At 30.8% G+C, this 22,457-nt stretch carries 25 protein-coding genes; 17 read left to right on the forward strand and 8 right to left on the reverse strand.

The genetic code is table 11. The features are described 5' to 3' along the window. Positions 1-46 precede the first annotated feature (46 nt). Positions 47-1,039 (reverse strand): sphingomyelin phosphodiesterase, encoded by a 993-nt coding sequence (sph, locus tag ACXQH5_RS08985; protein WP_000239607.1) that lies wholly within the window; start codon positions 1,037-1,039, stop codon positions 47-49. A 388-nt stretch (positions 1,040-1,427) separates the two neighbouring features. On the opposite strand from sph, the gene eap reads away from it, so the two are divergent. Next, a complete protein-coding gene (gene eap / locus ACXQH5_RS08990; protein WP_025175271.1) occupies positions 1,428-2,864 on the forward strand; it encodes an extracellular adherence protein Eap/Map in 1,437 nt (478 codons plus the stop codon). Positions 2,865-2,874: 10 nt separating this feature from the next. Further along, positions 2,875-3,165 (forward strand): MAP domain-containing protein, encoded by a 291-nt coding sequence (locus ACXQH5_RS08995; RefSeq protein ID WP_001823710.1) that lies wholly within the window; start codon positions 2,875-2,877, stop codon positions 3,163-3,165. A gap of 278 nt (positions 3,166-3,443) precedes the next feature. Here the strand turns inward: ACXQH5_RS08995 and ACXQH5_RS09000 are convergent, their stop codons facing one another. After that, positions 3,444-4,730 carry an aminotransferase class I/II-fold pyridoxal phosphate-dependent enzyme gene (locus ACXQH5_RS09000; protein WP_001068527.1) on the reverse strand — a complete coding sequence of 429 codons (1,287 nt, stop codon included), beginning with the start codon at positions 4,728-4,730 and terminating at the stop codon, positions 3,444-3,446. A 199-nt stretch (positions 4,731-4,929) separates the two neighbouring features. Here ACXQH5_RS09000 and ACXQH5_RS09005 point away from each other — a divergent pair, with 199 nt between their 5' ends. The 7 genes from ACXQH5_RS09005 to pmtD all read left to right on the forward strand — a co-directional run bounded on the left by ACXQH5_RS09005 (position 4,930) and on the right by pmtD (position 9,550). Beyond that, on the forward strand, positions 4,930-5,028 hold the full coding sequence (locus ACXQH5_RS09005) for a Trp-rich small protein (protein ID WP_000990056.1): 99 nt from the start codon (positions 4,930-4,932) through the stop codon (positions 5,026-5,028). A 241-nt stretch (positions 5,029-5,269) separates the two neighbouring features. Beyond that, on the forward strand, positions 5,270-5,446 hold the full coding sequence (locus ACXQH5_RS09010; RefSeq protein WP_000681969.1) for an SE1626 family protein: 177 nt from the start codon (positions 5,270-5,272) through the stop codon (positions 5,444-5,446). Between the two features lie 540 nt (positions 5,447-5,986). Beyond that, positions 5,987-6,367, forward strand: a complete 381-nt coding sequence (pmtR, locus tag ACXQH5_RS09015) for a PSM export ABC transporter transcriptional regulator PmtR (protein WP_000691584.1) — start codon at positions 5,987-5,989, stop codon at positions 6,365-6,367. Next, positions 6,364-7,260 (forward strand): phenol-soluble modulin export ABC transporter ATP-binding protein PmtA, encoded by an 897-nt coding sequence (gene pmtA, locus ACXQH5_RS09020; protein WP_000991298.1) that lies wholly within the window; start codon positions 6,364-6,366, stop codon positions 7,258-7,260. The genes pmtR and pmtA overlap by 4 nt, the downstream gene beginning before the upstream one ends. Next, the gene (gene pmtB, locus ACXQH5_RS09025) at positions 7,261-7,941 is read left to right on the forward strand and encodes a phenol-soluble modulin export ABC transporter permease subunit PmtB (protein ID WP_000645729.1); all 681 of its coding nucleotides are present in this window, start codon (positions 7,261-7,263) and stop codon (positions 7,939-7,941) included. It begins immediately after the preceding gene. After that, entirely contained in the window at positions 7,938-8,810 is an 873-nt protein-coding gene (pmtC, locus tag ACXQH5_RS09030; RefSeq protein ID WP_000763046.1) for a phenol-soluble modulin export ABC transporter ATP-binding protein PmtC, read from the forward strand. Before pmtB ends, pmtC begins: the two co-directional genes overlap by 4 nt. Further along, positions 8,810-9,550, forward strand: coding sequence for a phenol-soluble modulin export ABC transporter permease subunit PmtD (gene pmtD, locus ACXQH5_RS09035; protein ID WP_001221659.1), 741 nt, complete (start codon positions 8,810-8,812; stop codon positions 9,548-9,550). The genes pmtC and pmtD overlap by 1 nt, the downstream gene beginning before the upstream one ends. 65 nt (positions 9,551-9,615) lie before the next feature. Here the strand turns inward: pmtD and ACXQH5_RS09040 are convergent, their stop codons facing one another. Beyond that, a complete protein-coding gene (locus ACXQH5_RS09040) occupies positions 9,616-10,179 on the reverse strand; it encodes a thioredoxin family protein (protein WP_000182840.1) in 564 nt (187 codons plus the stop codon). A 120-nt stretch (positions 10,180-10,299) separates the two neighbouring features. Between ACXQH5_RS09040 and ACXQH5_RS09045 the strand changes: the two genes are divergently transcribed. Genes ACXQH5_RS09045 through ACXQH5_RS09055 form a run of 3 tightly spaced genes read left to right on the forward strand, consistent with a single transcriptional unit; the run spans position 10,300 to position 12,280 of the window. After that, positions 10,300-10,824, forward strand: coding sequence for a membrane protein (locus tag ACXQH5_RS09045; protein ID WP_000966288.1), 525 nt, complete (start codon positions 10,300-10,302; stop codon positions 10,822-10,824). Between the two features lie 59 nt (positions 10,825-10,883). Further along, positions 10,884-11,441 (forward strand): HAAS signaling domain-containing protein, encoded by a 558-nt coding sequence (locus ACXQH5_RS09050; protein WP_001033968.1) that lies wholly within the window; start codon positions 10,884-10,886, stop codon positions 11,439-11,441. Then, on the forward strand, positions 11,438-12,280 hold the full coding sequence (locus ACXQH5_RS09055; RefSeq protein WP_000713075.1) for a DUF4097 family beta strand repeat-containing protein: 843 nt from the start codon (positions 11,438-11,440) through the stop codon (positions 12,278-12,280). Before ACXQH5_RS09050 ends, ACXQH5_RS09055 begins: the two co-directional genes overlap by 4 nt. 56 nt (positions 12,281-12,336) lie before the next feature. On the opposite strand, the gene ACXQH5_RS09060 is transcribed toward ACXQH5_RS09055, so the two are convergent. Next, a complete protein-coding gene (locus ACXQH5_RS09060) occupies positions 12,337-13,377 on the reverse strand; it encodes a C45 family autoproteolytic acyltransferase/hydolase (RefSeq protein WP_001188068.1) in 1,041 nt (346 codons plus the stop codon). A gap of 450 nt (positions 13,378-13,827) precedes the next feature. Between ACXQH5_RS09060 and ACXQH5_RS09065 the strand changes: the two genes are divergently transcribed. Then, positions 13,828-14,001: a hypothetical protein gene (locus ACXQH5_RS09065; protein WP_000267033.1), complete on the forward strand. Its 174-nt coding sequence runs from the start codon at positions 13,828-13,830 to the stop codon at positions 13,999-14,001. A gap of 56 nt (positions 14,002-14,057) precedes the next feature. On the opposite strand, the gene ACXQH5_RS09070 is transcribed toward ACXQH5_RS09065, so the two are convergent. Then, positions 14,058-14,459, reverse strand: coding sequence for a YolD-like family protein (locus ACXQH5_RS09070; protein ID WP_000205106.1), 402 nt, complete (start codon positions 14,457-14,459; stop codon positions 14,058-14,060). A 270-nt stretch (positions 14,460-14,729) separates the two neighbouring features. Between ACXQH5_RS09070 and pglS the strand changes: the two genes are divergently transcribed. Beyond that, positions 14,730-15,758 carry a 6-phosphogluconolactonase gene (gene pglS, locus ACXQH5_RS09075; protein ID WP_000181329.1) on the forward strand — a complete coding sequence of 343 codons (1,029 nt, stop codon included), beginning with the start codon at positions 14,730-14,732 and terminating at the stop codon, positions 15,756-15,758. A 119-nt stretch (positions 15,759-15,877) separates the two neighbouring features. On the opposite strand, the gene ACXQH5_RS09080 is transcribed toward pglS, so the two are convergent. Next, positions 15,878-17,257: an aldehyde dehydrogenase gene (locus ACXQH5_RS09080; protein ID WP_001021231.1), complete on the reverse strand. Its 1,380-nt coding sequence runs from the start codon at positions 17,255-17,257 to the stop codon at positions 15,878-15,880. 51 nt (positions 17,258-17,308) lie between these two features. Between ACXQH5_RS09080 and ACXQH5_RS09085 the strand changes: the two genes are divergently transcribed. After that, complete coding sequence (locus ACXQH5_RS09085; RefSeq protein ID WP_001790680.1) at positions 17,309-17,482, forward strand: hypothetical protein; 174 nt, start codon at positions 17,309-17,311, stop codon at positions 17,480-17,482. 192 nt (positions 17,483-17,674) lie between these two features. On the opposite strand, the gene ACXQH5_RS09090 is transcribed toward ACXQH5_RS09085, so the two are convergent. Together ACXQH5_RS09090 and ACXQH5_RS09095 are read right to left on the reverse strand one after the other, a co-directional pair. Beyond that, positions 17,675-18,604, reverse strand: a complete 930-nt coding sequence (locus ACXQH5_RS09090; protein ID WP_001140871.1) for a manganese-dependent inorganic pyrophosphatase — start codon at positions 18,602-18,604, stop codon at positions 17,675-17,677. 52 nt (positions 18,605-18,656) lie between these two features. Further along, positions 18,657-19,217: a cysteine hydrolase family protein gene (locus tag ACXQH5_RS09095; RefSeq protein WP_000149686.1), complete on the reverse strand. Its 561-nt coding sequence runs from the start codon at positions 19,215-19,217 to the stop codon at positions 18,657-18,659. Positions 19,218-19,588: 371 nt separating this feature from the next. Between ACXQH5_RS09095 and ACXQH5_RS09100 the strand changes: the two genes are divergently transcribed. Together ACXQH5_RS09100 and ACXQH5_RS09105 are read left to right on the forward strand one after the other, a co-directional pair. Further along, positions 19,589-20,686, forward strand: a complete 1,098-nt coding sequence (locus ACXQH5_RS09100; RefSeq protein WP_000275716.1) for a glycosyl hydrolase family 28-related protein — start codon at positions 19,589-19,591, stop codon at positions 20,684-20,686. A gap of 204 nt (positions 20,687-20,890) precedes the next feature. Beyond that, on the forward strand, positions 20,891-22,453 hold the full coding sequence (locus ACXQH5_RS09105) for an SLC13 family permease (protein WP_458067202.1): 1,563 nt from the start codon (positions 20,891-20,893) through the stop codon (positions 22,451-22,453). Positions 22,454-22,457 lie beyond the last annotated feature (4 nt).

Here is a 22,457-nt window from a genome sequence, read left to right on the forward strand (position 1 = left end):
TCGCTTAGACTTTTTAGAACGAAGCGAGTTATTAGTTAGTTGAGCACTATTTACTATAGGCTTTGATTGGGTAATGATCTGAAAAATCATTGTAAACGTAGTAATATGGGAACGCATATACATCCCATGGCTTAGGTTTTTCAGTCACAACTTCATTGACTAATTGTTTTGGTTGTTTATGATCTTTATCTGTAAATATATAGTCTAAATGTTCTGGTTTACCATTAGGGTAATTATATTTCGCAATTGAATTTGATTGAGGGTCCCATGTGCTATTATGACCTGCATATAGAACATCATTTACATTCAAGTTTTTAAGCATATCTTTGAACTCTGGAGTACCTTTATTAACATTAAGGTCGCCACCTATATATACCGTTTCATCTTTAGGGATATTTTTCTTTTTAACAAAGTCACTGATTTCTTTCATTTGTTCAGCTCTAATTTTTCGATCATGTCCAGCACCACAACGTGAATCTTCAGATTGTGTATGTGTACCGATAACGTGAACGTTCTTACCATTTTTCTCTATTTTTGTATAAACAAAGCCTTTGTTGCTATCATTATCGAATCCACAACCGCTTTTGAAAACATGCTGGATTTTTTCTTTAATAGGATATTTACTTACAATCGCTACGCCACCATCTTCAGCAACAGTTGATGAGTAGCTACCTTCAGTTTTGTCCCACCCTGATTGAGAACGACCTAGTACAGGTGTTTGATAAGGATATTCTTTTTTTACATTACTTAATAATTTATCTGATGCACCATTATCAAATGCTTCATTGAATATTACGACATCATTATTTTTAATATAAGAAGATTGTCCGATTAAATCAGCACGTTTATATTGCCCCCAATTCGGATACAAAACGGTCGATAACATATAAACGTTATGACTAACTAACTTCAAATCAGTATCATCTTTCTTAGATTCGGCTTTGGCACTATTGTCAGTAAGTGCACCAACTAATAATAAATTTGCTAATGCAAGTGTTGCAACTTTTTTTAGTGAATTGGATTTTGTTTTTTTCACCATCATTATCACTCCTTTTATATAGCTTACAATAAAATAGATGCAAAATTGATTAACTAAATTTAAATTAATTATTAAATCGAATTTATATTTTTAAGTAAATGTTTTTTGAGTATAAAGATACTGTAAATAAAATTGACAAATGTAATCGGAATTAAGAGATGAAGGTTGTTATGACATTTAAGTTTGAAGCTTGATATAAACAAAATCAAACAACATTTTAGGTATTGTAAATTAATTAGTTAATCAAAATTAAAAGAACTTTTAACAGTGTTAAAAAATTATTGTTAATGATAATTTATTATTAATATTCAGTTAATTCAAAAAATAGAGAAAGTCTGGCTATAATTAAGTTGCAATTACGAATTACATAATAAAGGAGAGATAATTTATGAAATTTAAGTCATTGATTACAACAACTTTAGCATTAGGTGTTTTAGCATCAACAGGTGCAAACTTTAATAATAATGAAGCGTCTGCCGGAGCTAAGCCATTAGATAAATCATCAAGTTCGTTACACCATGGATATTCTAAAGTCCATGTTCCATATGCAATCACTGTGAACGGTACAAGCCAAAATATTTTATCAAGCTTAACATTTAATAAGAATCAAAATATTAGTTATAAAGATTTAGAGGATAGAGTTAAATCAGTTTTAAAATCAGACAGAGGTATTAGTGATATAGATTTAAGACTATCGAAGCAAGCGGAATATACTGTTTACTTTAAAAATGGAGCAAAAAGAGTTATCGATTTGAAAGCAGGTATTTACACAGCTGATTTAATTAATACAAGTGAAATTAAAGCTATTAATATTAACGTAGATACTAAAAAGCATATTGAAGATAAAAAGAAAGATAAAGCAAATTACCAAGTTCCATACACAATTACTGTGAACGGTACAAGCCAAAATATTTTATCAAACTTAACATTTAATAAGAATCAAAATATTAGTTACAAAGATTTAGAGGACAAAGTTAAATCAGTTTTAGAATCAAATAGAGGTATTACTGATGTTGATTTAAGACTATCGAAGCAAGCGAAATATACAGTTAATTTTAAAAATGGAACGAAGAAAGTTATTGATTTGAAAGCAGGTATATACACAGCGAATTTAATAAATTCAAGTGATATTAAAAGTATCAATATTAACGTAGATACAAAAAAACATGTCGAAAATAAAGCTAAAAGAAACTATCAAGTTCCATATTCAATTAATTTAAATGGTACATCTACAAACATTTTATCGAATCTTTCATTTTCAAATAAACCTTGGAAGAATTATAAAGATTTAACTAGGCAAATAAAATCAGTACTGAAGCATGATAGAGGTATTAGTGAACAAGATTTAAAATATGCTAAGAAAGCTTATTATACTGTTTATTTTAAAAATGGTGGTAAAAGAATCTTACAGTTAAATTCAAAAAATTACACAGCAAACTTAGTTCATGCGAAAGATGTTAAGAGAATTGAAATTACTGTTAAAACAGGACCTAAAGCGAAAGCAGACAGATATGTACCATACACAATTGCAGTAAATGGCACATCAACACCAATTTTATCTAAATTAAAATTTTCAGGTGACCCACGTGTAGGATACAGTGATATAACTAAAAAAGTAAAATCAGTATTGAAGTACGATAGGGGGATCTCTGATCGTGAATTAAAATTCGCAAAGAAAGCAACTTACACATTACATTTTAAAAATGGAAAGAAACAAGTAGTGAATTTAAATTCAAACATCTTTACACCGAATTTATTTAGTGCCAAAGATATTAAAAAAATTGATATAAATGTGAAACAACACACTAAATCAAAAAAAAAATAAATCTAATAATGTGAAATTCCCAGTAACAATAAATAAATTTGAAAACATAGTTTCAAATGAATTTGTGTTCTATAATGCAAGTAAAATTACAATTAATGACTTAAGTATAAAGCTTAAATCAGCAATGGCAAACGATCAAGGGATTACTAAACATGACATAGGACTTGCTGAACGCGCAGTGTATAAAGTGTATTTTAAAAATGGTTCGTCAAAATATGTAGACTTAAAAACTGAGTATAAAGATGGAAAAGTATTTAAAGCAACTGACATTAAGAAAGTAGATATTGAACTTAAATTTTAATCTTTAATTTTATAATAAGGCATCTCACAATCGTGGGGTGCCTTTTACATTTGTAGAGATGTGATGCTTGAATGCTTGAAGTGATTTGCCAAAAGTTATATAAATTTGTACCAAATAAATTAAATTTTGTTAGGAAAGATGTATAAAACTAATTAGGTATAGTGTTTGACAAGTTGCTGAATAAAATATATCTTATGATGCTTTGAAAGAAGGAATAATTTTAAAAATAAAAAACCAATAATCCGAGTCATACTCATCAGATTATTGGTTGAAATTAATTATCTTAAGTCATCAATTGCTTTAGCAATTGAATCAAATACATGTGGGATATCTTCTTTTTCTACACAGCTAAACGCAATACGAATATCTGTTGCATTAAGTGCAATAACACCAATTGAATATTTTTCAATTAAATGTTTACGAAGTTCTTCAGGGTCAACATCATGAACTTTTATTGCCATAAAGTACCCAGAGTTAAAGTCATAGGCTTGCCAATGTGAATGATATTGATCAGCATAGACAACTTCCTTAGTGACTTCATAGCGTTCTTTTAATGTTTGAATATTTTGTTCGATTTCTTTATCGAATTGTTTATTATTTTTTAATACATGCTTAACAGCGCTTTGTGTTGGAAGAGGTCCACTAGAAATGTTACTTCGTATAAGACCTTTTACTTTGGCTTCTAAAACTTCTTTAGTTGTTTGATCAGACGTTCCAAATGTCATAAATCCAACACGGAATCCCCATGCGAAAAATTCTTTTGTTGCACCATCTAAACGAACAGGTAATATTGCATTTGAATTTAAATTAGATAATGCAGTAAATAATGATTGAGTATACACATCTTCATAGAATAAACCATAGTATGCATCATCTACCACAGCTATAACTTTTGTCCCTTTATCAGCTAATGCTTTAATTGCGTTGACAATGGTAGTCACTTCTTCATGTGTAGGTGTGTAACCTGTCGGATTATTAGGATAATTTAAAATCATAATGACTTTATCTTTATTGTATGATTGTAAAGCTTCTACTAGTGAATCAGTAGTATAATGTCCGTCTTTATCAAAGATAGGATATGTTTGAAGGTTTGCACCATTTCTCGTATTGAAAACAAGTTTGTAATTACCCCAATTATGCTCTGGTAACAAGATAGTGTCATCTTGATTTACAAATAAATCGCCAACTAAAGATAAACCATGTGTTAATGCATTCGTAACAATTGGTCGTGACATGTTGTCGATTGATAGCTCTGGATTGTCACGCAACATTTTTTGTTGCCATAAATCACGTAATTCTTCGATGCCTTGTGGTGGCGCATAAGGGAATATTTCATCTGGAGTTAAATCATTAAACATTGCATCTAAAGATGATGCAAACATTTTTCCGTCTTTGTTTGTCGCCATACCTATCGTTGCATTATATGTTGTACTCTTTGCTTCAGCAGATTGAGATAAAATGCCTTTTGGATAAAACATATTTTGACCTAAGTCAGATAACATTGCAAAGGCAGTTGCATTTGACTGTTGAAGTTGTTCATTTAAGCTTTGGGCTAAAGGATTCATTATTGCTTAACCTCTCTTTAAAAAAATTGTATGCCTATATATTATCTTCAATTATACCAAAGATAAAGTGTTGTTGGTGAATTAACGAATAATATGTAAAATCCGCTACCAAAATACGAACATATGTTCTGCTTTTGTGTTAGAATAGGTGTAGGTCATCCTTCAGTATGATACTTTAGTCGAACGGAGGTGTAGTGTAATGATGTGGTGGCAAGAAGGGATGATGACACTTATTACAGGTGGCTTACTAATTATTTTTCGACTTTGGTTAGAACTGAAATGGAAAAATAAAAAATGATCCTACACACATAAATAACCCCAAGTCTGCTGGTACCAGACTTGGGGTTGTGTAGTATAATTCAGTGGATACACTTAAATAATATCATTGAACACAATATATCGCAATCAATAATCATTTTAAATGAATGGTTTTGTTGCTCTACTTTAGTTGAAAGTAATTAGTCCTTTGAGCTGTTAATATTTAATAGCTTATTAAAAAACTTATATTTGTTATAATATCGATGTTGAGGTGATAAAAGTTGAAACATCTAACGAAAATATTTGTAGTACTTGCAATTATTTTATTTATTGTTGGTTATTATTTACAAGCAACTAATCATGAAAGCCAAGGTATAAAATTATTATTAGCAGCGATTATGTTTATGATTTGTGCTTTTATAAGTAGAAGTAATGATCGACGTAAAAATAATAAATAGAATTGACTGTTTAAAACGATTGTTTATGTTGACGCTACGATTGTCACGTAGGGATTAAAGACATTCGTTTTAGCAGTCTTTTTTAGTTACAACAAAAGTTGAGTATTGGGTATCAATCAATGTTCAAGGCACTACAAAGTTATATTGGCAGTAGTTGACTGCGGGGCCCCAACATAGAAGCTGTCGGAAAGTCAGCTTACAACAATGTGCAAGTTGGCGGGGCCCCAGCACAGAGAAATTCTACAGACAATGCAAGTTGAGGTGCCCCAAACATAAAGAAATACTTTTTCTTTAGAAATTAGTCTTTCTTATGCATGAGTTTCGCTCATGCATTCCTATTTTTAAGGACACATTAGCTGTGGCTAATGCGTACGAACCACTACAAAATAAATCATAGGTGGTTCTTTATCATCTCTGTTTAACTCCCAACTATGCTATTAATTTGTTAGTGAAGCAGTTAAAAGAAAAAAGAATGTATATTTACAAAACTGTGTATATTGTGTATATTGTATATATACAGAAGGTGATAGGGGGACGTTGATGAAAATAATTTTAAAAAACAATAGTGATTTTCCGATTTATGAACAGATTAAGCAACAAGTAAAACAAAATATTTTAAAGGGACATGTTGCTCCTGGAGAGCATTTGCCATCAATGAGGGAACTTGCCAAAGATCTTCAAGTAAGTTTGATTACTACCAAACGTGCTTATGAAGATTTAGAGAAAGACGGTTTTGTTACAACAATTAGAGGAAAAGGGACCTTTGTTAAGGAACAAGATAGTTCTATTTTAAAAGAGAAACAATTTTTTACCATTGAAAATTTGGTTAAAGAATTGGTTAACGAAGCGCAAGCCATCGAAATGTCACTTGAGGAACTTCAAGATATTTTAACGTTCATTTATGAGGAGGAATCATCATGAATGCCATAGAATTAAGTAATGTTAATTATTCAAGTGATCAGTTTAATTTAAAGAATATCTCTTTCAAAGTTCCTCAAGGATTTGTCACTGGTTTTATTGGTAGAAATGGCGCTGGTAAAACCACAATAATAAGGTTAATTATGGATTTGTATCAACCACAAACTGGTGTTATTAGAGTATTAGAAGAGGATATGGCTCTCAATCCGATAGAGTTAAAGAATAGAATTGGGTTTGTTTACGCTGAAAATTATTTTAATGAGAGATGGACTACGAAGCAACTTGAAAAAATGATTGCCCCTTTTTATCGTAAATGGGACCATCAAGTATTTGAATTTTATCTTGAAAAGTTCGATTTACCAATCAATAAATCAATAAAAACATTTTCGACTGGCATGAAAATGAAATTATCACTAGCAGTTGCATTTTCACATCATGCTGAATTGTATATTTTTGATGAGCCTACTTCAGGTCTTGATCCCTTAGCTAGAAATGAGCTATTGGAGATAATTCAGCAAGAATTAATTGATGAAAATAAAACAATATTCATGTCGACACACATTATCTCAGATTTAGAAAAAATAGCTGATTATATCATTCACTTAAGTGACGGTGAAGTTATCTTAAATGGTTCAAAAGAACAACTGTTACAAAGATATCAAGTTGTGAGTGGTGCAATTGAGGACCTTGATGATGAATTAGCATCTTTACTTATTTTTGAAGAACATAAGCGTACGGGATTTATAGGATTAACAGAACATGCGCAAGTATTTAAAGAAATTTTAGGTCATAAAGTGAATATCACTACACCTTCTATTGAGAACCTAATGGTTTATCTTGAAAAGAGAAAACCTAAATATCATGAAAACATCAAATTGATGGAAGAAGGTTTTTAAATGAAGGCATTGTTAATTAGGAATTTTAAATTACGACGATATACACTTATCATCTATGTTCTATTATTAACCTTATATCCTTTTTATATAATGCTTGACTCAACAAAGTTCTTTTACTTATTGCAATCTTTTATAAGTCCAACAATATTGATTATTTGGATTTTAGATGCTGGTCACTTATTTAGACTCAATCGTAGATTAGGTGGTAATGATTCATATTATTTTTATATGAGTTTACCAGTGTCAAAAAAACAATTGCTTAATGCCAACTATATTACATGCATTGTTTTAACATTAATTGGAACGCTTGTTATTAGTTTATATGCTTATGAAGCAGATGTGATTGAACCAAATTCAATCTATTTTTCAACTGCATATGCATTTGTCATATCTAACTTCTTGTCTATACCAATTGCATTTAGTCAATTTACAGAATTGCGTAGAGTCAAAGTGCCATATGGTATATACGTGTTTACTATTATCATTTTAGTTCCATTTTTATTTTCAATTGCAATAGTGTTGGTGAATTATTTTGTTCTAAGTCAATCATCATTCCCAGATCTATATTCATATGTTTTAAATATTGGTTTTCTAATTATAAGCATTGTTATACTTATTGTTAATTATTTTAAACAGCTCAATAAAATAAATACTAGAAAATTTAAAGGAGGCAGTCGATGAAATTAGAACATATTACAAAAAAATACGGCTCAAATGTCGTTTTAAATGATATTGATTTTGACTTTGGCGATAGTAGAATTGTCGGATTAATAGGAAAAAACGGTGTTGGTAAAACAACCGTTATGAAAGTAATGAATGGTAATATTATTAAATTTGATGGAAAAGTAGATATTGATAATGCAGATAATATCGGTTTTTTAATTGAGCATCCTAAATTATATGATAATAAATCAGGATTGTATAACTTGAAATTATTTGCACAAGTATTAGGTAAGGGTTTTGATAAAGCATACACAGACAAAATTATAGATGCATTTGGTATGAGACCTTATATTAAAAAGAAAGTTAAGAAATATTCAATGGGGATGAAGCAAAAGTTAGCAATTGCAGTATCTTTAATGAATAAACCTAAATTTTTAATATTGGATGAGCCTACAAATGGTATGGATCCAGATGGCTCAATTGATGTGCTGACTACAATTAAGTCTCTAGTAAATGAACTTGATATGAGAATTCTTATATCAAGTCATAAGTTAGAAGATATTGAATTAATTTGTGATAGAGCTGTATTTTTAAGAGACGGACATTTTGTTCAAGATGTAAACATGGAGGAAGGTGTTGCATCTGACACAACGATAGTTACTGTTGATCATAAAGACTTTGATAGAACTGAAAAATATCTTGCAGAGCATTTCCAATTACAAAATGTCGACAAAGCAGACGGACATTTAATGATCGATGCACAAAAAAATTATCAAGTTATACTAAAAGCATTATCTGAATTAGATATTTATCCGAAATATATTGAAACACGTAAAAGTTCATTGCGTGATACGTACTTCAATATAAATCAAAGAGGTGATAAATAATGAGAATTTTAAATTTAGTTAAGTATGATCTTTATAGTGTTTTTAAAAGTCCTTTAACATATTTAGCGATACTTGTCGTATCTAGTTTGATTGCAACTCAAAGTATACTTATGGCAAATTCTATGGATAATCCGAAACATATTATTGTCTATGGATCTGTATTTGCTGCAGCAAAATGGTTATTGTTAATAATTGGATTAATGTTTGTTGTTAAGACAATTACGCGTGATTTTTCACAAGGTACAATTCAACTATATATGAGTAAAGTTAAAACACGCGTTGGATACATTATTTCGAAAACAATTTCAATTATTTTAATTTCAATATTATTTGCATTAATTCATTATGTGATTTTGATTGTTGTGCAAGCATCTAGCAATGGAAAAAATTTGGCGTTTTCTAAATATGTAGATAATTTATGGTTCTTCCTAATCTTTTTACTATTCTTTGGCTTGTTTTTATTCTTAATCACACTTGCATCACAAAAAACAGCAATGATATTTTCATTAGGTGTATTTTTAGTACTCATTGTACCGTTTATTAAACCTTTTATTACATTTATCCCAAGATACGGTGATAAAGTTTTAGATGCTTTTGATTATATCCCTTTTGCTTACTTAACTGATAAAATGATTAGCTCTAACTTTGATTTTAGCAATTGGCAATGGGTAATTTCATTAGGTTCTATAGTGATATTCTTCATTTTGAATATCTTATATGTCGCTAAAAAAGACATTTAATAAAAATAATTTTGAGGTTGGGAATTTTAAATTTTCCCAACCTCAAAGTTTGTCTTATTGTAAATTTATTTATTTTCTAATTTATTTAGGATGGAATTATAAACTGCTTTCCAAAATGAAGCGTCAGTTTTATAGCGGTTTGATATAACTAAGTGTGTTTCTTTTTCTAAATCTGCATAGTCTGGATGATCTTTGCTCGGTAATTTATCAGCACGAACATCAGTTACAAATTTTTGGACTTCATTTGCTCTTGGTCCCCAAACTGTTTCTTGTTCGAATTGATCATTCAAGAATACGAAGATAGGAATTGCACGTGATTTACCATTTGTTAAATATTGATCGATCAGTTTTGTATCATCATCTCTATGGAACACGCGTACTTCTAAATTTAATGCTTCACTGATGTGTTTTAGAATTGGGAGATTCATCATTGCATCTCCACACCAGTCTTCAGTAATTACTAATATTTTAGAATAATTCATCTCTTTTATTTTTTTGATGCGTGAATCATCTTCTGGTAACTCAAATGATTGATAGATACTGAGAACGGTATCTTGATTTGTCTTCATTCCATCAATGTATTCATTTAAGGGTTGGCTATTTTTGAAATAAGTTTCTAAATTTGTCATTGTAAAAACCTCCTTTAGCATTTACAACATTATACCAATTTATAGTAATAAAAGGTAATGAAATAAATTAATTGCAAATTCTTTGTTAATTTTTGTTAAGGATGAAACGGGAAGCACCTTATGCTATATTTAAATAAGTACAAAGAAAGGGTGACATCAGTGCGTATTCAAAATCGCTGGGTTGTGTTTATATTATTTTTAATCTGTTCTTTTGGTGTATTAATTGGTTTATATCAATATCGTCATACGAAAACTGTGGATTTGTCTAATCTTGAAATAAACGATATTAAATTAAATGAGAAGTTTGATAAAAAAGGCTATGAAGTAAATAAAAAAATTAAGTTTGATCGTTTTAAATTTTATAACAGTAAAGCTCATCCTGACCTTACCGTTAAAGTGAGAGAAAAGGATAACATCGTTAAGGGGATAATATTAGTAAGAGATGAAAAGATACATACTAATTTTGATGGGGGAATTGGTTCGCCAATAAATAATGCGATTGAAAATCTTGGATTCGGATATAAAAGAACAAAAGTTGGCAATGATTTCTCATCGGTAAAGTATATTGATAGAGATAACCATTTAAAATTAAACTTACTTTATCAAGATTTAGAAATTAAGCGTATTGAATTTTTTAGTAAATAGCTTTAGGTCTTAAAGTTATAAAAAACGAATGAATAATTTTATTGGGATGAGTGACCTATATGAACAAGATTACTTATTTAAATGAATTAGAAACAGCACTTGATGCGCTACCTAGGCATTTAAGAGATCAAAAAATGTATGAATATGAACGTTATTTTTATGAGCAAGAACTTAATGGCGTTGATGAAGAGGAAATTTTAAAGAAGTTAAAAGACCCACAAGACGTTGCAGCTGAAACAAAAGCTAGAAGTGTTATTGATTATGCTGAATCTAAACCAACATTTGAAAATATTTCAAGAGCTGTTGCTGCTTCATTAAGTTTAGGCATTCTATCTATTTTTGTCATCCTTATACCAGTATCTATAGTTGGATTATTTGTATTAGCATTATTTTTAATATCACTTTTGCTGCTGTTTTGTCCAATTATTTTATTAGCATCAGCAATATCCAGAGGAATTGTAGACTCAATTAGTAATGTATTTTTTGCCATATCATATTCAGGGTTAGGATTAGTATTTATCATTGTCATATTTAAGATTTTAGAATACATTTATCGTTTAATCTTAAAATATTTACTTTGGTATATTAAAACTGTCAAAGGAAGCGTTAGAAAATGAAGAAATTCTTTTTTATTGGGCTTTTAGTGTTTGTTGTCTTTTTTACAGCAGCAACCATTATTTGGTTCAGCTATGATAAAAACAAATATGGTACTAAACAATATGATAAAACATTCAAAGACGATGCTTTTGACAATGTATCTATAAATTTGGATAGTACAGAACTTCGTATAAAACGGGGGAATCAATTTAGAGTTAAATATGATGGTGACAATGATATATTAATTAATATAGTAGATAAGACGTTGAAGGTTAGTGATAAAAGGTCTAAGACAAGAGGATATGCAATTGATATGAATCCTTTTCATGAGAATAAGAAAACGTTAACGATTGAAATGCCTGATAAAATGATTAAACGTTTAAATATATCGTCTGGAGCAGGAAGTGTTAGAATCAGTGATGTTGATTTAGAGAACACAAGTATTCAAAGCATTAACGGTGAAGTAGTTATTAAAAACTCAAATCTTGACGCACTAGATTCAAAGACAAATAATAGTCCTACTTATATTAGTAAAAGTAACATTAAAAATAGTAATATTAAAGTTGTTATTGGTACGCTACAAATCGACAAGAGTCAAATTAAACAATCCATATTTTTAAACGATCATGGTGACATTGAATTTAAAAACATGCCATCAAAAGTAGATGCAAAAGCTTCTACTAAACAAGGAGATATTCGTTTTAAGTATGATAGTAAACCTGAAGATACTATACTAAAGCTAAATCCGGGAACGGGTGATAGCGTAGTTAAAAATAAAACATTTACTAATGGTAAAGTTGGGAAAAGCGACAATGTTTTAGAATTTTATACGATTGATGGTAATATCAAAGTTGAATAAATAAAGGATGTAAGCACCGATATTAGGAAGCATAATTTCTCTAATATCGGTGTTATTTATTTGTTGGCAAAAGTTAAGTCGGTATCTATATTGCCAGTAAAGTGAGTGATATTAAGGTCTTGACCATCTAACCATGATTTGAAATCTATTATTTCTGGTGGCGCATTTTCTCCCAATGTAAAATATGCAGTTAATGTTTCAGGGTGATACATTGATGTATGGATGGTGCCAGACCAGCTTTTGAATAGTTTACTGTAAATTTCATACTGAGGATTATTGAATAACTTAAATGCTGTAGTCATATCTAAATTATTATTAGTTTGTGAAATGGTACGCGCTAGTCTTTCTTTAGATTCTTTTGTATAATTGCGATTTTCATGTGATAATATTTCAAAATGATTTGTACATATATTATCATAACGAACATCTATTGATCTCGGCGTCACTTCAACAATTGCATGGTTCAATGATTTGTCCATCAGTATGTAGCTAAATGAGCTTCTGTGTGGTATTTCTTTCAATAATTGGATTGCTTCTGTTACATTTTGGCAATTTTCAAGAATTAGACGACCAATCATATAACATACAAAACCATTTGCTGGTTTCTTCCGGTGCATAAAGTTATAGCCCATAGTTAATCCTGACTCATTCATACCATCCATTCTTCCAGTTACCCTTGATACAGGACCAATTTGAGCTAAACCGCTATCTGTAGGTTGATATAGTAAGTAGCGACCATCATAAGTTGCAGGGTGATAATCATAATTTCTAACCATGAAGTCTTTGCCTTGAAAGACCGTGCAACCACTTTCTTTTAAATCGGTAAAACGATAATGTCCAAAGTTTAAAATAATTTGGCGTGTTGGCATTTTGAGTATACTTTGTAGTCCCATTAATTCTTCCCATATTTGAGGTGCGTAAGTTTGGAATATTTGATAAGTTTCATTTACATCTATATCGAAACGTGGGACACGTTTTTTCCATTCTTTTTCTCGATTTTTTAGAAGAGGTGTTTGTTGAAGCCATTTACCAGTTTTAACACCTAACTCGAAATGTGAACCTCTAAAAGTCATAATATCTGATGTCACTTGTTGCATATCATCGGCCCCTTTCTTTTTAGTTGTAATATATTGTAAATAAATAGTAATCGTATGTATATTGAATGTCATGTTAAATAAAGTTATATTTTACTAAATGAAATATAAAATTGTTTGAGGTGATTTCTCGGTGTATAAGACTTATCAATCAGTTAAAACATATTTTTATAGATGGTGGGGATATTAAGTTAAAAACTTAAAATCATCTTATCATAAATAACAATCTTAAGTTAGCATTCACGATAATAGTCATTGTTAACATTAGCATATAAGGTCATGTCACGTTGAAACAGAGGTTCCTCGGCATTTTTGAAAATAATCATTAGCTTGCTCGCTATATAATTTGATGAATATATTTCGTAAAATTGGGTATTTATTTAATGATTATTCTATATATGATAGTATAATGAAATGTAGATAGGTATTTAATTTAACAGAGGTGAAATTGAGATGTGGAATTTTATTAAATGTGTGTTTAAATTCGTATTTAGCTTAGTTGCTATTACAACATTAGTTGCTGGTGTTGGTCTAGTAGCATTTGCTTATATCTTTAAAAAAGATTTTGAAGATATTGAAAGAAAAACTAAAGAAATTATTTCTGATATCGAAAGTAAAAATAACTAATAACATTTAGGCAAGGACAATATAGATTGTTCTTGCCTTTAATTATGTTCAAAGCATTAAGGTAACAAGACAATATCTAAGATATCAAAGATAGAAATTTTTTGACGTTGTTGCTGATTGTAAACATAACCATCAATTTCATAATTAATAGCATCAATACGATAAATGGTTAAGCGTACTGAATCTACAAAGCCATTATTATAAAATTTAACTTCTACAGGTTGGGCATATTGTAGCGCCTCGTGTAGCCGAATGTTTAGCTCAGCCAATTGATCATCTGATAATACAGGACGTGTAATTTTGTTTTGGTCGATAATGTATTGTTGAATCGTTTCGAATTGTTCGGGTAATGTTGCAAAAGGAGCCCATTTAATCATGCCTCTTCCCATAGGTATATTGTTATCTAGTAATTCTCTTGGAACGTTACGATAATCAGTTTCTTCTTCATAACTTGTCATCCTTAATTCACTCCAATCTGATAATTACATTATACGAACATGTGTTCTATTTTGCAACAGAAATTTTGTGGAAGCATAAACGCGTTAATAATGAATGCTCGTGTAAGTAAAAAAGAGGGATTAATTAAAATCGAATAATGACATATCACCAGCAAATAGTTCTTTTAAAGTAGTTAAACAGTTTTAGCTTTAAGGAAATGATAAATGATTGTTAATTCTAGCTAAAATTTAATAAAATGAAAATAAGACTAACATGGAGGGGTAAAAGTAATGACAAATGGATATATTGGTTCTTACACTAAAAAGAATGGTAAAGGGATTTATCGTTTTGAATTAAACGAAAATCAGTCACGTATTGATTTATTAGAAACAGGATTTGAATTAGAAGCGTCTACATATTTGGTGCGTAATAACGAAGTTTTATATGGAATCAATAAAGAAGGAGAACAATGCGGTGTTGCGAGTTTGAAAATTGATGACAATGGTGAATTGCATTTATTAAATAAATGTTTGTCTTCAAAAGCTGGTACAGGTTGTTATGTATCGATTTCAGGAGATAAACGATATTTATTTGAAGCGGTATATGGTGCTGGCATCATACGTATGTATGAATTAAATACGCACACAGGTGAAATTATACGTCTAATTCAAGAACTTGCGCATGATTTTCCAACAGGTACACATGAAAGACAAGATCATCCACACGCACATTATATTAATCAAACTCCAGATGGTAAGTACGTTGCAGTAACAGATTTAGGTGCTGATCGTATCGTTACTTATAAATTTGATGACAACGGGTTTGAATTTTATAAAGAATCTTTATTTAAAGATAGTGACGGGACAAGACATATTGAATTTCATGATAATGGAAAATTTGCTTATGTCGTACATGAATTATCAAATACTGTGAGTGTTGCAGAATATAATGACGGTAAATTTGAAGAGCTCGAGCGTCATTTAACAATTCCTGAAAACTTTGATGGAGATACTAAACTTGCAGCAGTGCGTTTATCTCATGACCAACAATTCTTATATGTATCTAATAGAGGGCATGATAGCATTGCAATTTTTAAAGTTCTTGATAATGGTCAACACTTAGAACTAGTAACAATTACTGAAAGTGGTGGTCAATTCCCAAGAGATTTTAATATTGCCTCATCAGATGACCTTTTAGTTTGTGCTCATGAGCAAGGAGATTCAGTTGTAACTGTTTTCGAAAGAAATAAAGAAACAGGTAAAATTACGCTATGTGATAACACTCGTGTAGCATCTGAAGGTGTATGTGTCATATTTTAATCTTTAATTAATCATGATAAAAAGAAAACCATGTTTCCAAAAAATTTGTGTATACCTTGAAATTTATTGTTTTCAAGAACATCAAATTATGGAAGCATGGTTTATTTTTGTCTCAAAAATTAATTTTTAAAGAAAGCTTTGATGTATTTAAATTTACCTTTATATGGTGGTAAATGGACACCTGATTCTAATCGTGTAGATTTGAAAATGTAGCTTTTTTCATGTGTAAAAGTGTCGAATGAATATTTACCATGATAGCGTCCCATACCTGAGGTGCCAACACCACCAAATGGTAATTTAGGATTCGCTAGGTGCATCAATGTATCATTAATAGCGCCGCCGCCAAATGATAGCTCGTTTATTACACGTTGTGTAGCATTTTCATCTTCGCTAAATAAATATAAACTCAAAGGTTTTGGTCTTTCGTGAATAAAGGCTATTGCTTCATCCAATGACTGATACGTTAAAATCGGTAAGATAGGACCAAAAATTTCTTCTTGCATAATTGCTGAATCACTTGTAACGTGATCTAACAATGTTGGTTCTATATAACGTTCATCCTCATCACTATGACCACCAAATACAATATTCATTTGTGCACTGTTAAGTAATGACGTCAGACGATGATAATGTTTAAGGTTTACAATGCGGCCATAATCTGGACTTTGTTGTATATTTTGACCATAAAATTCACGCAACGTTTTTGATAGGGCTGTGATTAAATCATCTTTTACAGATTCGTGTACTAAAATGTAATCTGGTGCAACACATGTTTGGCCGGCATTAGTGAATTTCCCAAAACAAATGCGTTCACTGGCAACTTTAATATTCGCTGTTTCATCAACGATGACTGGAGATTTACCGCCCATTTCTAATGTCACAGGAACTAAATTTTCGCTGGCAGATTGATAAACGATTTTGCCTACATTTTCACTTCCTGTAAAGAAGACATAGTCAAAAGGTAAGTGAATTAACGTTTGCGTTTCTTCAATTCCTCCCTCAATAACTTCAATGTAATTTGCATCAAATGTTTCATTGATTAATCGTTTAATCACTCGTGCAACATTTGGTGTCAACTCAGATGGTTTAATAATTGCTGTATTACCTGCTGCAATAGCACCAATTAAAGGTTCGAACACTAGTTGGAAAGGATAGTTAAATGGTGCAATGATCAAAACTGTTCCATAAGGTTCTTTTTTGATATAGCTTTTTGTTGGAAATAAATATAAAGGTGTGTCTACATTTTTTGTTTTAGTCCAGTTTTTAAGTTCCTTACGGGCATTTTTGATACTTTTCAAAGTTATGCCAATTTCAGTAGCATAAGCTTCGACTTTATTTTTTCCTAAATCTGTATATAGTGCTTCTAAAATATCGCTCTCGTATGATTTAATAGCTTTGCTTAACTTCTTTAATTGCTCTTTTCTAAAACTAATATCTTTAGTTTGTTGTGTATTGAAAAAAGCTTTACTGTCATAAAATTTTTGCTCAATGATATTCATAATGAAAAGAACCTCCTTATATGATTATTTTGGAAAAAGTGATTAATTGATTTGAATGTTGTGGCCGTTAATTTTAAATGGTCTTTCGAATTATATATGCTGAAAGTTGAAAATAGAGCGATGAATCGTGTACATAATAATATTTATAACTTTAATCATAACGAAAAAGGTAGGAAGAAAACAAAAATTTATACTCAACATCGCAAATATTTTAAGAAAATGTAAAGACCAAAGGGAAATTGTATAGAAATCACTAATCTGTGGGTTAGGATAGCTAAAGGAATGAAAACTGCTATTGAAAAGGTTGTAAATTAGTCAAACGTAAATAAAAAACAGTTCATTGAAAGTGAAATAAATTCTACTTTAATGAACTGTTAGTTAAATACAACATGTCTATAATTAGACAGTAATATAGTATTATTTTGTTAATGCTTCAGTGATTTGAGGTACGATTTGTTTTTTTCGAGAAACAACACCAGATAAGAAGGCCATGTCATCTTCTAATTGAACATTGAATGCTTCGCCAACTTTATCTTTTTCAGCACCTACAACTAAAATTTTAGAATCACTATTAATGATGTCAGTAACAACAAGTACAAATAAGTCATATTTTTCTTGTGCACTTACAGCTAACATTTCTTTTTCTAAATCTTCTTTACGATTTAACACTTCGTCAAGGTCAACAGCATTAACTTGTGCAATACGAGTCACATAGTCACCCATAGTAAATGATTTAGCATCCATGTTTAATAAGAATTCAACTGATTTATCAGTTGTTGAAGCACCTGCTTTTAACATATCTAAGCCGTACTTTTGAATATCAACTTTAGCAATATCTTTTAATTCTTCAGCTGCTTTAACATCTTGTTGTGTACATGTTGGTGATTTGAAAAGTAAGCTATCTGAAATAATTGCTGATAACATTAAACCAGCAATTTCAGGTTTAATTTCAAAGCCACGTTCTCTAAACATTTTGTATAAAATTGTAGCTGTACAACCAACTGGTTCAGCACGATAACATAAAGGACCAGCAGTTTCGAAATTTGCAATTCTGTGATGATCAATTACATGCTTAATTGTAGCAGAGGCAATCGTATCAGAACTTTGTTGGAATTCGTTATGATCAACTAAGATAACATCTTGACCATCTAAATCATCCGTTAATAATTCCGGAGCAGGTACATTAAATGTATCTAACGCGAATTGAGTTTCTGCACTCACATCACCTAAACGGTATGCTTTGGCTCCTGAATTACCTCTAAGTTGTTCAAATTCTGCCATAATAATCGCAGATGAAATTGCATCAGTGTCTGGATTCTTATGTCCGAAAATATATGTTTTAGCCATTGTCAAATATCTCCCTTGTATATTGTATTCTTTATAATTATTTTAGCACGATTTAAACGTGTTGTTCTACCTCTGCACCTAATGAGTTTTTGAAATGTGCAAGTGCCCATTCATGCCCTTTTTGATTAAATGAAGCCACTCCCTCAGCAGGTACTGAAATTTTATAACCTAAGTTGTATGCAGAAATTGCTGTATGTAACACACAAATATCGGTACATACACCAACGATCTCGACTTGATTAATACTTCTTTCTCTCAATAAACTATCAAGCGGGGTACCAAAGAACGAATCATAGCGCGTTTTATCAATGAAATGTACATTAGGTTGCGCTTTAATTGTTTCGTATAATTTACCTACTTTACCGTATAATTCTCTACCACTTGTATCTACGATATTGTGTGGTGGGAATAATTTACTTTCAGGATGATGAATGTCATGTAAATAATGTAAATCCATTAAAAAGAATATATGGTCTTGATAATAATTAAAGTCATTGATACGAGAAACAATAAAATCTTCAATATTTTGTCCAGGTTTACCGCATGTTAGTAAGCCGTCGTCTGCGATAAAGTCATATGAATAGTCAACAACTAATAGTGCGCGATGTGTCATTCAACATCTCTCCTATATAATAATAAAATAAACTCCCATCTATTCATAAATGCTAGAGTAATTTTTAACCCTAATGGTTAATATATAAATATAGATTAAGTATATAGATTAATCAACTTTTTTGGAAGAGCAAATCGCGCAATCAACAAATATTATAAGATGTTTTTACGGTAGTTTTAAAATAGCTGTAATAGAATACTAAATGTGACAAACTTAGAACTAATATCAAGTGATGATGTTTTGAATATAAAAATGCTAATAGATGGCATCACGAGATTTATGACTATCTGCTAAATCAACCTAACACGATTATAATTTGAATAATTGGTTAATATATGAGTAATTAGAAAATGGACAAAGGATGACGATTTATGTATATCAATATGAAAGATTATGGGTTAACAGGTATAAACAAAACTAAAGATACTCGAGCAATACAACGTGCGTTAAATCATGGAAGATGTAAACCAACGACAGTTTATATACCGAAAGGGACGTATGATATTTGCAAACCATTAACGATATATGGCAATACAACACTTTTGTTAGATAATGAAACTATTTTACGTCGATGTCATTCTGGTCCTTTATTAAAAAATGGTCATCGCTTTGGTTTTTATCGTGGTTATAATGGACACAGTCATATTCATATTAAAGGAGGCAAGTTTGATATGAATGGCGTATCGTATCCTTATAACAATACAGCTATGTGCATTGGGCATGCTGAAGATATTCAATTAATAGGTGTGACCATTAAGAATGTAGTGAGTGGTCATGCAATTGATGCTTGTGGGATTAATGGACTCTATATTAAAAACTGTTCATTTGAAGGATTCGTAGACTATAGTGGCGAACGCTTTTATTCTGAAGCAATACAATTAGACATTCAAGTACCTGGTGCTTTTCCAAAATTCGGAACGACAGATGGTACGATAACGAAAAATGTCATTATCGAAGATTGTTATTTTGGACCTTCAGAATTGCCCGAAATGGGAAGTTGGAATCGTGCTATTGGCTCACATGCAAGTAGACATAATCGTTACTATGAGAATATTCATATTAGAAATAATATATTTGAAGATATACAAGGTTATGCATTAACTCCCTTGAAGTATAAAGATGCTTTCATTATTAATAATAAGTTTATTAACTGTGAGGGTGGTATTAGATATTTAGGAGTTAGAGATGGTAAAAACGCTGCAGATGTGATGACAGGAAAAGACTTAGGTTCCCAAGCAGGAATAAATATGAATATAATTGGAAATGAATTTAAAGGATCAATGTCTAAAGATGCGATACATGTACGTAATTATAATAATGTTAAACATAAAGATGTATTAATCGTTGGTAATACATTCAATAATTCGACTCAATCAATTCATTTGGAAGATATTGATACAGTGTTTTTAAGTCCTGTTGAAGCGGGTATTCAAGTTACTACAATCAATGTAGATGAAATAAAAAAGTAAAAAGTTTCGCATGACATTAGAATTAAGATAGTAAATAATCTTTTGAAAGCGCATTCATAAAACGGTATAAATATGCTATAATAAACCCAATTATCTGATAAAAGGGGTATTTTGACGGTAATGATAATACAAGATAGACAACTTTCTATACTCTAATATAGTGAGTTGAAGTAGCTTGTCATAATCATCATGAGGGGGAAATTTATGGCTTATTTCAATCAACATCAATCAATGATATCGAAAAGGTATTTAACATTCTTTTCAAAATCAAAGAAAAAGAAACCGTTTAGTGCGGGACAACTTATTGGACTAATATTAGGTCCATTACTTTTCCTATTAACATTATTATTCTTTCATCCACAAGACTTACCTTGGAAAGGCGTCTATGTTTTAGCAATTACTTTATGGATTGCGACTTGGTGGATTACTGAAGCAATTCCTATTGCAGCAACAAGCTTATTACCAATTGTGTTATTACCATTAGGTCACATACTTACACCAGAACAAGTATCATCCGAATATGGCAATGATATTATCTTTTTGTTTTTAGGTGGATTTATTTTGGCAATTGCAATGGAAAGATGGAATTTACATACGAGAGTAGCTTTGACTATTATTAATTTAATTGGTGCAAGCACTTCAAAAATATTACTTGGATTCATGGTGGCAACAGGATTCTTATCTATGTTTGTATCGAACACTGCAGCTGTAATGATCATGATTCCGATTGGTTTAGCAATTATTAAGGAAGCACATGATTTACAAGAAGCCAATACGAATCAAACAAGTATTCAAAAGTTTGAAAAATCTCTAGTTTTAGCAATTGGCTATGCAGGTACGATTGGCGGATTAGGTACACTTATCGGAACGCCGCCGCTAATTATTTTAAAAGGACAATACATGCAACATTTTGGACATGAAATTAGTTTTGCTAAATGGATGATTGTAGGGATTCCAACGGTCATTGTTTTGTTAGGTATTACTTGGCTCTATTTAAGATATGTTGCGTTTAGACATGATTTGAAATATTTACCTGGTGGTCAGACGTTAATTAAACAAAAGTTAGACGAGCTTGGCAAAATGAAGTATGAAGAAAAGATAGTACAAACTATCTTTGTACTTGCCAGCTTATTATGGATTACAAGAGAGTTTCTTCTGAAAAAATGGGAAGTTACGTCATCCGTTGCAGATGGTACGATTGCTATTTTTATATCAATATTATTATTTATTATTCCAGCTAAAAATACTGAAAAACATCGTCGTATCATTGACTGGGAAGTTGCAAAAGAGCTCCCGTGGGGTGTATTAATTTTATTTGGTGGCGGTTTAGCATTAGCTAAAGGTATATCAGAAAGTGGTTTAGCAAAATGGTTAGGCGAACAGTTGAAATCATTAAATGGTGTTAGTCCGATTCTTATTGTAATCGTCATAACGATCTTTGTCTTATTTTTAACTGAAGTGACATCTAATACCGCAACTGCAACGATGATTTTACCGATTTTAGCAACGTTGTCTGTTGCTGTTGGAGTGCATCCATTACTACTTATGGCACTAGCAGCTATGGCGGCTAACTGTGCATACATGTTACCAGTAGGGACACCACCGAATGCAATTATCTTTGGTTCAGGTAAAATATCTATCAAACAAATGGCATCAGTAGGATTCTGGGTAAACTTAATTAGTGCAATAATTATTATTTTAGTCGTGTATTATGTAATGCCTATAGTTTTAGGTATTGATATAAATCAACCACTGCCATTGAAATAGTAAT

The organism is Staphylococcus sp. SA22, assembly GCF_054165785.1.

What these genes read in the sequence shown, in the direction of transcription:
- pglS (WP_000181329.1), top strand. Translation starts at nt 14,730, where the DNA reads ATGACAAATGGATATATTGGTTCTTACACTAAAAAGAATGGTAAAGGG.
- ACXQH5_RS09045 (WP_000966288.1), top strand. Translation starts at nt 10,300, where the DNA reads ATGCTATATTTAAATAAGTACAAAGAAAGGGTGACATCAGTGCGTATT.
- ACXQH5_RS09000 (WP_001068527.1), bottom strand. Translation starts at nt 4,730, where the DNA reads ATGAATCCTTTAGCCCAAAGCTTAAATGAACAACTTCAACAGTCAAAT.
- ACXQH5_RS09090 (WP_001140871.1), bottom strand. Translation starts at nt 18,604, where the DNA reads ATGGCTAAAACATATATTTTCGGACATAAGAATCCAGACACTGATGCA.
- ACXQH5_RS09065 (WP_000267033.1), top strand. Translation starts at nt 13,828, where the DNA reads ATGTGGAATTTTATTAAATGTGTGTTTAAATTCGTATTTAGCTTAGTT.
- ACXQH5_RS09005 (WP_000990056.1), top strand. Translation starts at nt 4,930, where the DNA reads ATGATGTGGTGGCAAGAAGGGATGATGACACTTATTACAGGTGGCTTA.
- ACXQH5_RS09060 (WP_001188068.1), bottom strand. Translation starts at nt 13,377, where the DNA reads ATGCAACAAGTGACATCAGATATTATGACTTTTAGAGGTTCACATTTC.
- pmtD (WP_001221659.1), top strand. Translation starts at nt 8,810, where the DNA reads ATGAGAATTTTAAATTTAGTTAAGTATGATCTTTATAGTGTTTTTAAA.
- sph (WP_000239607.1), bottom strand. Translation starts at nt 1,039, where the DNA reads ATGGTGAAAAAAACAAAATCCAATTCACTAAAAAAAGTTGCAACACTT.
- pmtB (WP_000645729.1), top strand. Translation starts at nt 7,261, where the DNA reads ATGAAGGCATTGTTAATTAGGAATTTTAAATTACGACGATATACACTT.
- ACXQH5_RS09080 (WP_001021231.1), bottom strand. Translation starts at nt 17,257, where the DNA reads ATGAATATCATTGAGCAAAAATTTTATGACAGTAAAGCTTTTTTCAAT.
- eap (WP_025175271.1), top strand. Translation starts at nt 1,428, where the DNA reads ATGAAATTTAAGTCATTGATTACAACAACTTTAGCATTAGGTGTTTTA.
- ACXQH5_RS09050 (WP_001033968.1), top strand. Translation starts at nt 10,884, where the DNA reads ATGAACAAGATTACTTATTTAAATGAATTAGAAACAGCACTTGATGCG.
- ACXQH5_RS09100 (WP_000275716.1), top strand. Translation starts at nt 19,589, where the DNA reads ATGTATATCAATATGAAAGATTATGGGTTAACAGGTATAAACAAAACT.
- ACXQH5_RS09040 (WP_000182840.1), bottom strand. Translation starts at nt 10,179, where the DNA reads ATGACAAATTTAGAAACTTATTTCAAAAATAGCCAACCCTTAAATGAA.
- pmtC (WP_000763046.1), top strand. Translation starts at nt 7,938, where the DNA reads ATGAAATTAGAACATATTACAAAAAAATACGGCTCAAATGTCGTTTTA.
- pmtA (WP_000991298.1), top strand. Translation starts at nt 6,364, where the DNA reads ATGAATGCCATAGAATTAAGTAATGTTAATTATTCAAGTGATCAGTTT.
- pmtR (WP_000691584.1), top strand. Translation starts at nt 5,987, where the DNA reads ATGAAAATAATTTTAAAAAACAATAGTGATTTTCCGATTTATGAACAG.
- ACXQH5_RS09095 (WP_000149686.1), bottom strand. Translation starts at nt 19,217, where the DNA reads ATGACACATCGCGCACTATTAGTTGTTGACTATTCATATGACTTTATC.
- ACXQH5_RS09055 (WP_000713075.1), top strand. Translation starts at nt 11,438, where the DNA reads ATGAAGAAATTCTTTTTTATTGGGCTTTTAGTGTTTGTTGTCTTTTTT.
- ACXQH5_RS09105 (WP_458067202.1), top strand. Translation starts at nt 20,891, where the DNA reads ATGGCTTATTTCAATCAACATCAATCAATGATATCGAAAAGGTATTTA.
- ACXQH5_RS09070 (WP_000205106.1), bottom strand. Translation starts at nt 14,459, where the DNA reads ATGACAAGTTATGAAGAAGAAACTGATTATCGTAACGTTCCAAGAGAA.